This is a genomic window from Macrococcus animalis (genome assembly GCF_047425875.1).
In the GTDB taxonomy this organism is placed as follows: Bacteria; Bacillota; Bacilli; order Staphylococcales; family Staphylococcaceae; genus Macrococcoides; species Macrococcoides animalis.
In genome coordinates this window covers 1,452,129-1,467,542 of sequence record NZ_CP179727.1, presented here as the reverse complement: position 1 = coordinate 1,467,542, position 15,414 = coordinate 1,452,129, and the positions used below count along the sequence as shown (strand labels likewise).

Genomic DNA, 15,414 nt, shown 5'->3' with positions numbered 1-15,414 from the left:
ATTCATAATAAAATTAAAAATACACTAAAATATGCTTTTTATACGTTTTTATATTCATCATATGGTATAAAAATTCATATATGTCTAAAATTTAACATTTATTCACTTATGCATTAAAATTTTGTTAGTATTATTTTCAATACACTTTAATATTTAGCGTGATATAAATAGTTATTTTTTGTAATTTATATATTAATATAAAAAAGATGGTTAGGTATGCTATTGAACATACCTAACCATCTTTTATTATTAAAGTTATTAGAGTGTAAAAATAAAATATACTTAAAATTTATTAATTCATTTCTGACTTTTGTCTCTTAAGCTATAATTATACTATTATTTGTAGGCGTAGAATTTCATGAATTGATGCATATATGTTGGATACTTTTCTTTAAAAGCATCAACTGTTAGTTTTGTTGTTGCGATAATCTTAAAATCTTCGGTTAATGGGTATGTCGCGTCTTCATCTAATCCAATTGTTGCACGAGTCAGATCTGTCATAACAGGCAATGCGACTGTTTCACCCATTGCTGCATGAATGAGTGGCTTCAATTGATGTGCCGCGACAAAATCAAAGTCTTCTATTATTATATCTTGTTTAACTGGACTCGCTAAAGCTTCAGTAATGATACCTTGGTGAAATACAACGAAATCATCTTCTTTAACGTATTGTCCGTAAAGATTCGCATTAATCCACATGTTGTCTGCTGCATATATCTGTAAGTTATTGCGCTTAAGCTGTAGATATTTAATCGCTGTTTCAACACCATTGAAATGCTCTGGCAAGCTAAATATATAAATCATTTTCCAAGGTGATTTATTAACCTTCTGTTTAACCGGTTCTGGATTCACCGTCGCTTTAAATTTCTTCTCCATTGCACTTTTACGTGCAGAGAAGTTGGCCGCTTCAATCACTTGTTGAATGGATGGTCTATCTTGCGTTTCAATATCTGCTGTCGGATTTAGAAATGTTTCATATTGTATCTTTGTAATCTCAGTGATTGATTCATTCCATTTTTCTTCTAAGAAATATTGGGCACGTAACATTGGTTCACGATCAAGTTCATATATCGTTCGTGGTTCAATGTCTCCGGTATACTTAATACTTACCGCGGAACTGTCTGTTCTTCCGGGTATTGGCTTATTGCGATGCATACCTTCCACTACTTCTGCCGTACCATATATACCACGTTCTGGTTTTGTTTTGTAAATTATAACTTTGTCACCTTCCTGCATTTGACCATAATGAACGAAACCATTGCGATTCACACCATTCACGTTTCGGACATATATGGTATATGTTTCATCAGTTGTGAAATCAATTTCTTCTTTCATTAAGAAGTAACGATTGATTTTTTCTTCATGACGACCAACGCGCATGATTTTGTCGTAATCTGCTTCTGACAATGGATTTAGAAGTTGTTCTTTCATACTCATTATCACTTGTTTTAAATCTTCATCACGAATTAAATATTCTTTTGTATAGGGTGCTAATTTTTCTTCATATATAAAATGGATTTTTATTTGACCACGTCTCGGTTCTTCGACTCTTAGTACTGAACCTGCACCGAGGATACCAATCTTATTTTGAACCTGATAGAAGATGACTTTATCTCCTGGTTCAGCTCGTTTAAAGGCAGTATATCCTTCATTTGGATTAAAGTGTACTGTTGAATCGAACACTGAAACTTGTCCCATTAAATCTTCAAAGTGATTAAATCTGTTGTAACCACAATTCAACCAAAAGTAATTCACGAATTTGTCCCCCTGTTCACTCAATTAGTTTCATTATATTAAAGTTTTAATTCGTATGATAGCGTTTATATATAATTTTAAGGATTTTTCTAATGGTACTTAGTACATATATCAATATGTTTATTCTCAAAATATGTTAAAATGAACTGTATCATTATTATATGATTCAAAGGAGAATATAAATGTTATTAAACAAAAAATGGTTGTTACCGACAGTGGCACTCACACTTATGCTGACAGCTTGTCAAGATACACAAAAAGATAAGCCGAAAGAAACAGATAAAGACAAAACAACAACTGAAGAAGTAACTAAAGAAAAAGATAAAGAAAAAATAACAGAAGGTCCATCTCTCAAAGGCATTAAGTCTATTAACGTAAAAGACTTCGGTGCCAAACCTGACGATAAAAAAGATGATACAGAAGCATTAACAAAAGCGATTCAAAAAGCGCAAGAAGAAGCTGTACAAGTTATCATACCAAAAGGTACGTATGATACAAACAAAACAATTGAAGTAAGTAATATTAAAGGATTACATATTAAAGGTGAAGGTGCCGTTATAAAGCCGAAGAATCCAATGACTAATCCGCCTGAGTTTTATGCGATGCGCCTTGGATCAGAAAAGAATTTCTTATCTGAAATCGAGATTGAAGGTATTACAATTGACGGCAGTAAAAACCCTCAAGACTTATACTTCAAGATGAAAGATGCTGATGATTTCTATAAAACACCGATGACTAAAGGCATCGCGATTAATAATACGAATGATTTAAACATACATGATGTTGAATTTAAACATATGTACGGGGGATATGCCATATTTGCACAAGAGTACCGTGATGTAAATATTAAAGATGTAAATTTAGAAGATGTTGGGGGCGATGATATTACCGACAGTTTCGGTATGGCTATTTATTTAAGTGGTCATAGAGATGATGCAATTGTCAACATTGATAAAGTTGTATCTAACGCCAAGACATCGAAACGCTCTAAAGAATATATGGGTTGGATCGGCGTTGTACTTGAAAACGGTACAATTCAAGATGCCAAAGAAGAGAATTGGTTAAAAGATCAAAATACAACGATTAATGTGACGAATTCTACATTTAATGATTACGAAACAACATTCCACGTAGAGTCAACGTACGGTAATGTGTATTGGAATACTGATGACGTGAAAACACGTGCGAAAAGTTACTTTATCGCAGCAGGTGTAAACGGCGAATTGCGTGAGCGTTCAAATAATGTGGAAATGGATTTATTACCGTTCGGACGTAACGATATTGTCCATGGTGTATATTACACAGAAGGCATGAAACCTGAGAACTATTCATTTAATATGCATAACTCTGTTGTGAATAATGTAGAAATGGATGGCAAACGTTCACCGATTACGGCTGTTTATGCCAATAATACGACTGCAACATTCCATAACACAACTTTCAATGATGTATCTAAGCGATTAGTTGCAAACGGAACAGGAACGTTTATCGATAGTGTCGTGAACTTAACAAAAGATGCTAAGAAAGATGCACTCGGAGAATTCTCAGAGAAGACACAAAAGATTGATTTAAGTAAGTCTACAGTTAATGAAGCTGGCACGAAAACTGAAGCAAAAGCTGGTAAAGTCCCAGACAAACTTAAATCTACAAACAAGCCAATACCAAAACGCGAAAACCCACTCGCTCCTGCAGATTTAGGACGTCAAGTCGCTCCACTTAAGGCTGAAGATAAGAAGTAAATAGCGCGTGAACACGGAAGCTGAAGCTTCCGTGTTTTTTTAGGTAATAATGATTTAATAACAGTTACTGATTGCTTTGCATATTATATATGCTACAAATGTGTCCGTGTCTTCTTTTTGCGGTCACTTACACTGTCGTTTCTGCGAGATGCGTCACGGAAGTGACTGTATTTTCTTTTTTGCGGTCACTTCCTCTATAGAACCATAGTATACATAACCCGCTTCCTCCTCTTTAATGAATAAATCCCCTTTTTCCTGATTTATATACGAACTCGCTCTGTAATTTCCTAGTCGTTTATACTCCTTGCTGAGAACTTTTTTAGCCGTTGTTTTACCTACACCACAAAAAGCAACGATGTCACTTACTGTCACCCCACTATTTTTTAACAAATAAATGGCATCAAATGCTAGCCTTACGACATCTTTCTTAGTATATTCACAGCCACAACTGCATCTCACTTTTTTAGCGTTTCTCTCAACGAAAGGTAAAATGTTGCGACACTTCGGACATTTCACCCCTTTTTTCATCTCTTCAAAGGGATAATAATATATTCGATTATATTCACCCTCTTCAAAGTGATATTCCATTAACATACGCGCTACTCGAATATCTTCATCCGTCATTTCTCGTTCATTCAGTATTTCAAATATAGTTTTCAAATCTTGATTAAATAATATGCGTTTGTCACCGTTATAACCCGTGACTTGAAATTGTTCACCTACAAAGCTAACATAACTCGACACTTCATAATCTAGCTCCAACTTATTAACCAACATCTTCAGTCTCGTATGTTGTGTATCTAATTTATATAATCGGTTGTTGATTACATAGTCACTTTCACTTTTAAAAGTACCATTCACGTAATTGTAATGTCCTGAATAATATTTTGTATCTATATGAAGAATCCGTCCGTACGATACAATAATAAAGTCATATTGATTTTTACCTTTGATATTCAATACTAAGTCCCATATTTTTGCACCCCCTACACATTGTTTAAACATTTCAAAAAAGTATTCTTCGCCAAGAAGTCCTTTCTCTAAAGTAAATAAATTATCGCTGTCATATTTCTCCATTGAACAACGGTCTTTTACTTCTAATATGTATCGTTCATACAAATTAAAAACTCGTTCTTTCAAGAACAAAATATCCACCTCATTTAACATTTGTTAACAAATTATCAATATATAATAACACACAAAATTTTTCCAACAAAAAAAGAGCCTCCATGGACTCTATTCCGCTTTCTTATCACTTCTAAATAGCATAGCAATTATTCCAACTACCAATGAAAATACTATTTTCTTCATCACTTAAATCACTCCTACCATATATTCAGAACCCATTGCATCACAAGACTGAGTGCTGCCACAACAAACCATACGCTTGCACCTAATAATACTGGCTTCATACCAATCGAGATAAATTTCTTAATGCTCACCGATAAACCAATTCCAGCCATCGCCATACTAATCATAAACGTTGAGATTACTTTTATATACCCAATTACTTCTTCTGGTAAATCAACTATCGTCGTAAAGACACTGGCTAAAAAGAAATACAAAATAAACCATGGCAATACTTTCTTAATACTGAAATCAGCTTGCTTATGTCCTTTCATTTGTATCGCAACAAGCAATAGACAGACTGGGATAATCATTAATGCACGTACAAGTTTCACAATTGTTGCCGTATCACCCGCGGTTTCTGAATAAGCATAACCCGCCGCTACAACACTACTCGTGTCATTGATTGCTGTACCCGCAAAATGACCAAATCCGATATCACTCAAACCAAACCCATGACCCATCATAGGAAACAAGAACACCGCAATGATATTAAATAAAAATATTGTCGATAATGAAAAAGCAACCTCATCTTCCTTTGCATCAATTATTGGACTTGCTGCAGCAATCGCCGATCCACCACATATCGCAGTACCTACTCCAATTAATGTTCTAATATTTTCATTGATGCCAAGCCATTTACCCAATAAATAACTCGCAACTAAAGCTGCTGTAATCGTTGTTAAAGTAATCGGTAAAGAAGAAATACCCATTTCTGCAACAACACGAAGATTCAATGTAAATCCCATCAGTATTATTGAATACTGCAAGATTTTCTTAGATGAAAATTTAATACCACCTTGTAAACTAAATGGAAGCTTCATCGTATTATTGATTAATATGCCTAAAATAATACTAAAAATAATTCCTCCTACTACTGGCATAGCATGGCCAAAGAAAGATCCCACTAGCGCGATAACGGCACAAAACAATATACCTGGGATTTTCATAGTGTTTGCTCCGGATAGTAAATCGTCATTATTCCGTGAACGATGCTATCTCCAATATTCATATAACTATGCGATACATCTGCATCAAACTTAATAGCCATATCACTTTCCATTTGATAGTCTTCATTCTGAATCTTTAAATTCATCATTCCTTCACTGATGATGATATACTCACTTGTTCCCGCTTGATGGGGCTCTGCATTATAAGCACCACCTGGTTCGATTTCGAATTGATACATTTCGATCTGTGCCCCACTTTCAAAAGGAAAATACGGGTATAAACGATAACGGCCATCATCACTCGTCATCTCCATAATTTCACCTTTTCGTTTCACTTCAACTTTTTGATCTGGAGATTTTATTAATGTCATAAAACTAATCTTCAAGCCATTCGCTATTTTCCACACCGTCGTTATTGAAGGAATTGAATCCCCACGTTCTATTTGAGATAACATTGTTTTTGAAACCCCTGTGCGGCGCGAGACATTATCTAGTGTTAAACCGTTATCTTTTCGAAACATCTTCAAATTATATGCAACAATATCATGTATTTCTTTCATTCTCTTCACCTCTTTATTTACATTATAACGAACGAATGATACATGATAAAGAACAATCTATTCCATTTGAAATAGAACATACGTTTGTGTATAATAGAAGAATCTTTTAATAAATGAGGTTTTATTTTGATATTATCAGCACTATTAACTTTAAACTTAGGTCTATTCCAAACAGATATGCCCAAGCTTAAAGCCGAGTTTGATCACGCGATTGATGGCGATACGATTGCGATAAAAGTTAACAATAGAAGAAAGACTGTCAGACTCCTACTTGTTGACACACCGGAGTCAAAGAAACCAAACACACCTGTTCAGCCTTACGCAATTGAAGCAGCACGCTACACAGAATCACTCGTCAAAACGTGTGACATGACGATTCAATATGATACTAAAGGTAAGAAAGACCGCTATGGTCGCGATTTAGTATACTTATATTGTGGCGACACAATGATAAATGAGTCCTTAGTGAAACAAGGCTATGCAAGAGTTGGCTATGTCTATCAACAAAAAGATTATTTAGATAAATTGCTTGCAGCCGAGAAGAAAGCAAAGCAACAAGGGCTTAAAATTTGGTCGATTAAAGGATTCGTAAATATCGACGGTGAAGGCTTTAACAGCACAGAGCAAGAACGTAAAGATGAAACTGATATCGGCTTACAATTAAGTGAAATGTTACATCGTCTTTTAGATGCTGCAATAGATGGCTTAATAAAAGGAATAAAAAATTTATTCTAATATAAAAATCCATGGTATAATTATTATTGAAGATAACTAAATAACATATTCTTATACAGAGAGATTGAGGGACTGGCCCGATGAAATCTCAGCAACCGACTCTATTTATTGAGTACGGTGCTAATTCCAGCGGTGAGAGCCGAACTATGAGAAGATCCTGAACAACACTTCTTATAGCTGTGTTGTTTTTTTATTTTCAAAATAAATAAAAGGAGTGTTATGTATGCGTACAGTAGAACTGTTAAAAGCATTTAATGAGGAAAGAGAGAGATTAGAGAAACATCAGCCGACAAATTTTTCAGCGAGCATTGCTAAACGTGCAAAAATCAATCAGTTACAACAAAAAATTGATTTAGTAAAAGTGCTAGAAAAAGAAGCTTTAGAATACAATAACAAAGCTTAAAACGCACAACAATCTCTACAAAAAAACAACACGCCTTAAAAATCAAAAGTGATTTTTAAGGCGTGTCTTTTATTTCGTTTTATAACTTCTTAATGAATAAATTGATATCTACTCATTTGTGATAAAGTTAATGTTCTATATCCTACAACGCCTGCTGGTGTTAAGTAGTTTGTTTCAGATACCATAATCGTACCATCCGCATTCACACGTTCAACGAATGCTACATGTCCTAATGGACCATCTGTCGTCGTTGCGATAGCGCCAACTGCTGGTGTACTGTTTACTATGAAACCATCATTACGCGCACCATTTGCCCAACCTGCAGCATTCCACCAGTATGTTGAAATACCTTTGCCGATTGCCGCACGTTTGTTGAAGACATACCATGTACATTGACCGTAATCATAAAGATTCGCATGCGCGAAAGTTGGTGACTTTACTACTGTAGGAATCGAAGTAACTTTAACAGGCGCTTTTTTAACTCCACTTGTAGGAATTGTAACGGTCCCAGCTGCTGCTCCACTTACGATTAATTTTTGGTTCGCATATATGATATTCGACGATAAATTATTCCAAGTCTTTATATTTTGAATTGATACCCCATATCGACTCGCAATTTTTGCTAAATAATCACCAGGTTGTACAATATGTGTTTTTGCATTTGCTGTATTGCTTCGAGTTGAAGCACCTGTATTTGTCGTAGGTCTTGCTGTTGTACTACCCGAAACTTTTAACTTTTGATTAGGGAAGATTAAATAACCTGATAAATTATTTAACTTCATTAAATTACTAACAGAAGTATTATACTTCCCAGCAATTAACGACAAACTTTCTCCCGCCTGAACCGTATGCACACTACCATTACTCGAAGTCGTTTGCGGACGACTAACGGTTGACGTAGAACGTGTACTTCTCGTTACAGTTGCATCTCCTGATACTCTTAAAGTTTGGTAAGGAAAAATCAAATTCGATGAAAGTTGATTTAACGACTTTAACTGATCAATAGAAGTATTATATTGATTTGCAATTGACCATAACGACTCACCAGGTTGTACCTTATGTTCTGCAGCTTCTGCTTGATGTGAATAAGCAGCAACGGCAGCTGATGCAGTTGTTGCCGCGAAAATTAATTTTTTCTTCAAAATTTGTTCCTCCAATACTTACTTTATCAATAATTCTATTATTACATATATACTGCAACAATGATGTTACAGTTTCCTTTCAAATACATTGATAATAATAAGTAAAAATAATTATCTAAAAACCGAACAGATTATGTCGATTCATCGATTCCAGAGCATCACATCAACTGTTTACAGTGTTCGGGTCTCCAAATTATTAATTTGCTTCTATACAATAATTCGACATTTTGTAAAATTGATTTTAAAAATTTTATTTTATATTTACTTATGAAAAACACTATTGTTTCAATGTATGAAAGCGCTTCAAATAATTATTACGATAGATATATAGTAATTTTACTTTTACATTGTAACAATTTCGTAATAATCAACTGTAAATTTTAAATTGTCAGAAAAATTTCTCAAATGAACAACATCAAATTATTTATTCCATACAAAAAAACTATAATATGACACTCATTTTTTATTATATGATAATATTAAATAAAACAATTATAAAGGATTGATTATATGAAACCTGAAGCACCGCGATATAACTTTAGAGACATTAAAGAATTAAAGTTCGGTGAAGAAGTTGGAAATTCAGTATCTCACGGTGTGCCAGCGTTACTCATCCTTTTGACACTACCTTACTTTTCAATTAAAACGTATAACAGTCATGGCGGCATTTTTGCTTTTGGTATTAGTGTATTTCTTATCAGCATATTTTTAATGTTTCTATCATCTGCTATTTATCATTTAATGCCACCTAAATCTATTCATAAATATGTCATGCGAATTATTGATCATGCTATGATATATATTGCGATTGCAGGTACTTATACACCCGTTGCTCTAAGTTTAGTCGGTGGAACATTAGGTTGGAGCATAATGATTATTGAATGGTTGATTACAATAGGTGGTATCATTTATAAATCTACAGCTAGAAATGTAAATCCTAAAATTAGCTTAGCCATGTACCTTGTCATGGGGTGGCTAGGTATTCTGCTATTCCCAACGCTTATTACAAAAGCAACATGGTTATTTGTAACATTTATCGTGCTAGGTGGTATTATGTATAGTGTTGGTGCCTGGTTCTATGCCCAAAAGCATAGACACTACTTTCATATGATTTGGCACTTCTTTATTCTAGCAGGTGCCACATGTCACTTTATAGCATTGTTATACTTCATTAACTAATAATATTGAGCGCCTCTCTGTTGAATTAGAGTGGCGTTTTTTGTTAAAATTTCACAGATTCCTACAGTTGGCCTTGGTTCTACATAAACGGTTTTAACTGGAGTTCCTATTTAACACTTTGTAATATATAATTGTTAATAAAAATAAATTAAAAAATCAGTCATTCTACTGGAGGGCTTGTCATGTCAATTAATATCACTACATTTATGAAATCATTTGACTTTAAAGAAGTTTTTACCGCAAAAGAATTGTGCAATATTTTTAAGTCCGATGATATTGAAGATGTATTATATTATCTTAATAAGTATGCACAATTAGGCTTTATAAATATTAAAGATAAAGATGGGTTATATTCTATCAGCAATACTAAAGATATCGAAGAGAATATTATTAATTTTATTAAACAAAACATAGATAATTTAAGCTATGAAGAATGGCTTGTCTTTTTAGAGTTGAACTGGTCTGATTCTGCTAGAATTAAGTATATTGAACTTTTTCATTCTAAATTTCCTGACGATGACTATAAAATGTCTGTGTTCTATGAACCGTATCCATTAAGAGTCACTTCTATTAATCCTCTTGAAGCACGTGATGTCTATTCTTATAAACTATTATCAACCATTTATGATCAGCTATTTTATTATGATAATGGAATTAATAAGAACCTGATTCAACATTACACGATGGATGAACACGTTCTAAAATTGTACCTAAAGAAAAGCGTCAAGTTTCATGATGGAACGATTTTATGTGCTGATGATGTTGTAAATAATCTTAATGCTTTATTTGAACATCCGAAATTTGAATTCTATCGTTCAAATATACTTTCTATTGAAAGGCTATCCCAACATTCTTTACAAATCATCATGGAAAGATGTACACCTATGATATTAAATATACTTTCTTCAGTTCAATCTAGCATCTACAAAAAAGAAAATCATCAGTTTATTGGAACTGGTCCTTTCTATTTAGGACACGACTATATTAGTCATAGAGAGCTCTATGCCTTTGATGATTATCATCAAGGTCGCCCTTATATTGATAAAATAATAAATTTACAAGTTCCGATTGATTTCTATCGAGATGACAAATATGAGTCATATTTAGATGGTACAACGAAGAAGACTGTAGAAGAAGTATATAGCTTAGTAATGATGTTATTTAATACACAATGTGACAATGTTAAAAATCCGAAAATTAGAGCATATATTACGCAAATCATTCAACATCATATCAAATATTTACTAAATATAGACGACAATTTATTTCCTAACTACAATGGGTTTTTCCAGGATTCTAAAACGAATGAATATACTATACCTGTAAAAAATCAATTCCAAAATCATGAAATACGAGTAGCCATTATTGATAATTTTGAAAGCATTGCAGAAACAATTGCAGCAATCCTTGAATCTTACGGTTTCAATGTCACACGTGTCTATTATAAATTTTCAGAATTTGTAAAGATGGATGCTTCATCCATTGAGGCAGATTTAATGATTGCGCTGTATGGTTTATATAGCCATCCTGATTATTCATTTTATGGATTTTTGACAACTGTTGCTGCTCCTCTTATTAAGGATAAACCGAAGGTAACGCAGCTAATTAATATGTTTGAATCAGCTCCTACACATGATAAACATCAAGTTAATTTAAATATTGAAGAAATATTAATCGAACAAAATATTATTGTTCCTATATTAAAGAATAAACGTATGATTACAATACCTAACAATATTATCGACTACAAAATTGATAATAATGGATTTGTTGACTACCGTTCCATAATCATATAAAATTCAATATCAATTATAAAAGTCCTATCAGACCAGTTTGAGGTTGATAGGACTTTTTTTATAAATATACTTTGTTGAACTGATATGAATTTAGATAAGTGAATTCTTAATACGGTTGAAGTTTAGTACTCAAAAAAGTTTGGAGTGTTCAAAAAACCGATTTTATTTATTCTGCTACTATTACACCAGTTGCAATATAGACTTTATATGTTTGTAAAAGTTCTTTTGTATCAATATCTATTGCTTTTACTTTATAATACTTTCCACCTGAATCTTCTTGAATATCTGTTCCATTAATCGGTTCAGCTCCTACAATAGCGATGTCCATTTCAGAATAATATGCCTCTACTTTGGAACGATATTTATCAGATGCCATTTGAACAGCTTGCGGTAAATTCTTCACCTTCACTTGCGATACAGCAGATTTATCCTTTAATTGATAAGCATCTTTTATTGTACATGACACACAGCCATTATACGCTGCCTTTGGAAGTGTTCCTGCTTTAACCATCGCATTGTACGTACTAAGCAATTGCTTGTCACTAACACCTTCGCAACTCATTTGAAGTCGCGTTTGTACACAAGTAGAAGCATCTCCTTTTGCTTGTTGTGGTTTCGCAGGTGTCACTTTAGGTGTTTCTGAGCTAGCTGTATTTGATTCAGCATCAAAGATAGCCTTATCATTAAAGTCATAAAGTTCCATTTTGCGCGTTTGCTTATTGTAATAGAAATCAAATACTGTAATAACACGTTTAAGTTGGTTCCCCGTTGCTTGTGATGACATTACACGTGTCACTATTACATGCGCATATTTATCTCGAACATCAATGCGATCAATACTCTGAGATACGATTCGATAATTATCAAAATTACCTGTCGGCAACTTTGATAATATGTATTCTTCAGCTTTCGATCCTGATCGGATATAAGGTTTTACTGCATTGTAATTTCGCTGACTAAATGCATTAGGCATTACAGATAAATAATTGCTCATTGCTTGATTTGTCAGTTGCTTCACATTAATCGATTCTGTTGTCGGAATTTTTTTCTTAGTTACATGTTTTGTTTGTTGATTCGTTTTTGCTTTAGGCGTTGAAGAATTATCTTTTTTCTTTTTTGCTTCATCTTTAGATTTCTCTTGCTCTTCAGACTTAGGATTAGATTTCTCTGTCTTATCCTTCGAATCATCTTTCTTAACATTAGCTGTAGTCGTTGTCTTCTTATCTACGTTTGGCTTTTCCTCAGTATCGTTATTACAAGCTGTAAGAACAAATGATAACAAAACTGCCAACATGATTTTATACACACGCATGACGGACACCATCCATTAATTTATTTTCTTCTATTTTACCACAGATGCGTATTTGTACCCTAAAAAGAAATTTATTCATTATTGTAACTTTTTTCAAAACAAAAATTAGTGGTTGGGACATAAGTGTCCTAATCCTCTTACAATTAACAGTCTAAACGGCGGAACAGAAGTTGCCACTACGACAAAAATCGAACGAAAACTACAAATCAAAGAGCGATTTATTAGTTTTGTTCGATTTCTGCTTGTGGCAGAACACTTCTGTCCCAGCCTTGTCTTCCTATTTTAACTTTTCAACGTATTCTACTTCTTTTTTATTTGTCGAAAGATGGAATGCAACTTTTACAGTCCCAATTTCATTTTCATAAATAACACGTGGATCATCTGTATCATCTAATCTTTCTTTATCAGGTTGACCGTAGAATGCAATCACATCTTGATACAGCATATATTCAGGTACGATAACCATATCTTGCACTGATTCTGCACCAGTACTTTTATCATCTAATTGTTTATTAAAGCTCACACCAGCATTACCGAATATATAATATTTCTTTTGATTAATAATGGTATGATCTGTGAAATCTCCATATTTATCTTTAATTACTTGGAAGCTCATTTGATTTGCAATCCCACCCACAAAGCGACTATTATCCATGAAAAATTTATTTTGGAAATCTGTAGAAAGCACATCAATAACTACACCATTACCTTTTGCATCTTTTTGTGCTTGTGATTTGTCTTTTACCTTTAGTTCACTGTTCACTAAGTCGGAAACTTGAGTAATCATCATTTGTTTTAATGCTTTGTCATATGAGAAATGAAATAGTGTTTCTGAATAAGTTCTTTCACTTGTCGACATATTAGAGATTTCTTTACCAACAATTGCTATATACTCATCTTTTTGTGTCGTGATTTTATCTATTGTATTACTATATACAACCATATTTGAGAATTTACCACTTTCTATTTCCGCCTTGATTTCATTTTCAGCGATTGAACCTTTTTTTACTGTTGAAGTGAGTAGATTGTAGTTCCCTTTGTTGTAAGCTTCAGCATAACGATCAAAGAAATGTTTGACAGCTGAATTTACTAGCATAATATCATCTTTTTTTGAGCCAGACCATTGGTATAAATATTGTGCTTTTCTCGCACTTTTCGCACTCATAATTTTTTCTTCCTTATTGCTACATCCAGTTGTAAAAATTAAAAATACACAAGCTAAAATACCCAGTATATACTTCAAATCTCTCACCCAATCTATTATGATGTATTCTTTATCATTATAAGTTATGCCGTGTAAATTTGAAACATATATTTACAATATTATCTATATGAAATAAAATTAACCATTCTTTTCATTTCATGAAAAATTTAATTCGAATTAATTTAATAAATCGTATAAAGTTATCAAACCTATTAGTTTTCCTTCTTTCGTTCCGGAATCCGTAATTAGTACCGCTTCTAATTTTTCATTACGTTCATTAAAGGATTTAAACATACTCACAATTTCGATTTCAGTTGCTCCTTCGTCAACAAAAGCAGCACGTTCTTTTTGTTCATAAGCAATCACCTCTGATACTTTAATTATTCCTATTTCTCTATGATGATTATCTGCAAAATATCGTGTTATTCCTGATTCTGTTAGCAATCCGACATACGTCTTGCCATTATAAATTGGAAACTGTGTAAATTTAGAAGCATTAATTTGAGCTAGCACTGTTGTCAGTAAATCATTGATATGAAATGTTACTACTTTCTTCGTAGCTTTTTCAATCGCACGTGGTGGATGAATAAGCATCTCAGTAATAAGTTCGATTTCCTTCACAACCTCTTCATGGGGCTCTGCAATCACACGGTTATCACCCGAACGTGTATTATGAACAATTGCATTTCTTAATTCAGCAAACTGCTTTAAGTCGTCTTTATATTGCGCCACGACTTTATCTTTATTTATTGCGTAATCGATTAATCTCGAAAATGACGCATACCCTTTATTAAGGTTATATTTAGTTAAATACTTTTCTATTGTATTAAATGCATTTAAAAATCTTTCTGCTGTTGTCATAGATATCCCTCCAAATTATGTATCAAACAACACAATTTTTATATTAATAAAATATGAATCAATTATTGTAAATTATTTTCATATTATTCGTATAATTTCCGTGTTATATTAAATTTACTAAGAAAGGGGGGCTTCCACGTGAATGCACTAAGAAACTATGAAATTATTGATCGCTTCAACCAAAAGTGGCTATGTGCTATTTATCAAAATGAACTGTACCAGGAAGCTCCTTCATTTATGCGCTTACGTTGTAGGGCATTAAAATACGACCGTATTATGGAAACGAACAATGATGACTATACATTATTACGTCTCTTACGTTACATTACCCGTTATTTAGATGAACTACAATTCATTAGTCATAATGTATATAAATTATCGGACGTGTCACCAATTCCGAGTAATAAACAAATCTTAAAATAAAACCGTGT

General features: G+C 33.1%; 14 protein-coding genes and 1 riboswitch. Of the genes, 6 read left to right on the top strand and 8 right to left on the bottom strand.

What is annotated here, in order from left to right; translation table 11 throughout:
* Positions 1 to 336 precede the first annotated feature (336 nt).
* Positions 337 to 1,755: an EVE domain-containing protein gene (locus tag ACMGE9_RS07670; RefSeq protein ID WP_414042219.1), complete on the bottom strand. Its 1,419-nt coding sequence runs from the start codon at positions 1,753 to 1,755 to the stop codon at positions 337 to 339.
* A 182-nt stretch (positions 1,756 to 1,937) separates the two neighbouring features.
* Here ACMGE9_RS07670 and ACMGE9_RS07665 point away from each other — a divergent pair, with 182 nt between their 5' ends.
* Positions 1,938 to 3,494 carry a glycosyl hydrolase family 28-related protein gene (locus tag ACMGE9_RS07665; protein WP_414042218.1) on the top strand — a complete coding sequence of 519 codons (1,557 nt, stop codon included), beginning with the start codon at positions 1,938 to 1,940 and terminating at the stop codon, positions 3,492 to 3,494.
* A gap of 153 nt (positions 3,495 to 3,647) precedes the next feature.
* Here the strand turns inward: ACMGE9_RS07665 and ACMGE9_RS07660 are convergent, their stop codons facing one another.
* The 3 genes from ACMGE9_RS07660 to ACMGE9_RS07650 form a co-directional block, all read right to left on the bottom strand.
* Entirely contained in the window at positions 3,648 to 4,634 is a 987-nt protein-coding gene (locus ACMGE9_RS07660) for a nuclease-related domain-containing protein (RefSeq protein WP_414042217.1), read from the bottom strand.
* A gap of 185 nt (positions 4,635 to 4,819) precedes the next feature.
* Positions 4,820 to 5,791, bottom strand: coding sequence for a YeiH family protein (locus ACMGE9_RS07655; protein ID WP_414042216.1), 972 nt, complete (start codon positions 5,789 to 5,791; stop codon positions 4,820 to 4,822).
* Positions 5,788 to 6,351: a helix-turn-helix domain-containing protein gene (locus tag ACMGE9_RS07650; RefSeq protein ID WP_414042215.1), complete on the bottom strand. Its 564-nt coding sequence runs from the start codon at positions 6,349 to 6,351 to the stop codon at positions 5,788 to 5,790. Before ACMGE9_RS07650 ends, ACMGE9_RS07655 begins: the two co-directional genes overlap by 4 nt.
* Positions 6,352 to 6,477: 126 nt before the next feature.
* Between ACMGE9_RS07650 and ACMGE9_RS07645 the strand changes: the two genes are divergently transcribed.
* On the top strand, positions 6,478 to 7,086 hold the full coding sequence (locus tag ACMGE9_RS07645; RefSeq protein WP_414042214.1) for a thermonuclease family protein: 609 nt from the start codon (positions 6,478 to 6,480) through the stop codon (positions 7,084 to 7,086).
* Between the two features lie 48 nt (positions 7,087 to 7,134).
* Positions 7,135 to 7,239, top strand: a riboswitch (SAM riboswitch).
* 70 nt (positions 7,240 to 7,309) lie between these two features.
* On the top strand, positions 7,310 to 7,489 hold the full coding sequence (locus tag ACMGE9_RS07640) for a hypothetical protein (RefSeq protein WP_414042213.1): 180 nt from the start codon (positions 7,310 to 7,312) through the stop codon (positions 7,487 to 7,489).
* A gap of 89 nt (positions 7,490 to 7,578) precedes the next feature.
* Here ACMGE9_RS07640 and ACMGE9_RS07635 read toward each other — a convergent pair whose 3' ends face one another.
* Entirely contained in the window at positions 7,579 to 8,631 is a 1,053-nt protein-coding gene (locus tag ACMGE9_RS07635) for a LysM peptidoglycan-binding domain-containing protein (protein ID WP_414042212.1), read from the bottom strand.
* Between the two features lie 510 nt (positions 8,632 to 9,141).
* Here ACMGE9_RS07635 and trhA point away from each other — a divergent pair.
* On the top strand, positions 9,142 to 9,810 hold the full coding sequence (gene trhA, locus ACMGE9_RS07630; protein ID WP_414042211.1) for a PAQR family membrane homeostasis protein TrhA: 669 nt from the start codon (positions 9,142 to 9,144) through the stop codon (positions 9,808 to 9,810).
* 182 nt (positions 9,811 to 9,992) lie between these two features.
* On the top strand, positions 9,993 to 11,606 hold the full coding sequence (locus tag ACMGE9_RS07625; RefSeq protein ID WP_414042210.1) for an ABC transporter substrate-binding protein: 1,614 nt from the start codon (positions 9,993 to 9,995) through the stop codon (positions 11,604 to 11,606).
* A gap of 166 nt (positions 11,607 to 11,772) precedes the next feature.
* On the opposite strand, the gene ACMGE9_RS07620 is transcribed toward ACMGE9_RS07625, so the two are convergent.
* The 3 genes from ACMGE9_RS07620 to ACMGE9_RS07610 form a co-directional block, all read right to left on the bottom strand.
* Positions 11,773 to 12,918: a hypothetical protein gene (locus ACMGE9_RS07620; RefSeq protein ID WP_414042209.1), complete on the bottom strand. Its 1,146-nt coding sequence runs from the start codon at positions 12,916 to 12,918 to the stop codon at positions 11,773 to 11,775.
* Between the two features lie 277 nt (positions 12,919 to 13,195).
* Positions 13,196 to 14,083 carry a hypothetical protein gene (locus ACMGE9_RS07615; RefSeq protein ID WP_414042208.1) on the bottom strand — a complete coding sequence of 296 codons (888 nt, stop codon included), beginning with the start codon at positions 14,081 to 14,083 and terminating at the stop codon, positions 13,196 to 13,198.
* A 216-nt stretch (positions 14,084 to 14,299) separates the two neighbouring features.
* Positions 14,300 to 14,983 carry a CBS domain-containing protein gene (locus ACMGE9_RS07610; protein WP_414042207.1) on the bottom strand — a complete coding sequence of 228 codons (684 nt, stop codon included), beginning with the start codon at positions 14,981 to 14,983 and terminating at the stop codon, positions 14,300 to 14,302.
* A gap of 138 nt (positions 14,984 to 15,121) precedes the next feature.
* Here ACMGE9_RS07610 and ACMGE9_RS07605 point away from each other — a divergent pair, with 138 nt between their 5' ends.
* Positions 15,122 to 15,406: a hypothetical protein gene (locus tag ACMGE9_RS07605; RefSeq protein WP_414042206.1), complete on the top strand. Its 285-nt coding sequence runs from the start codon at positions 15,122 to 15,124 to the stop codon at positions 15,404 to 15,406.
* The last annotated feature ends 8 nt before the right edge of the window (positions 15,407 to 15,414 follow it).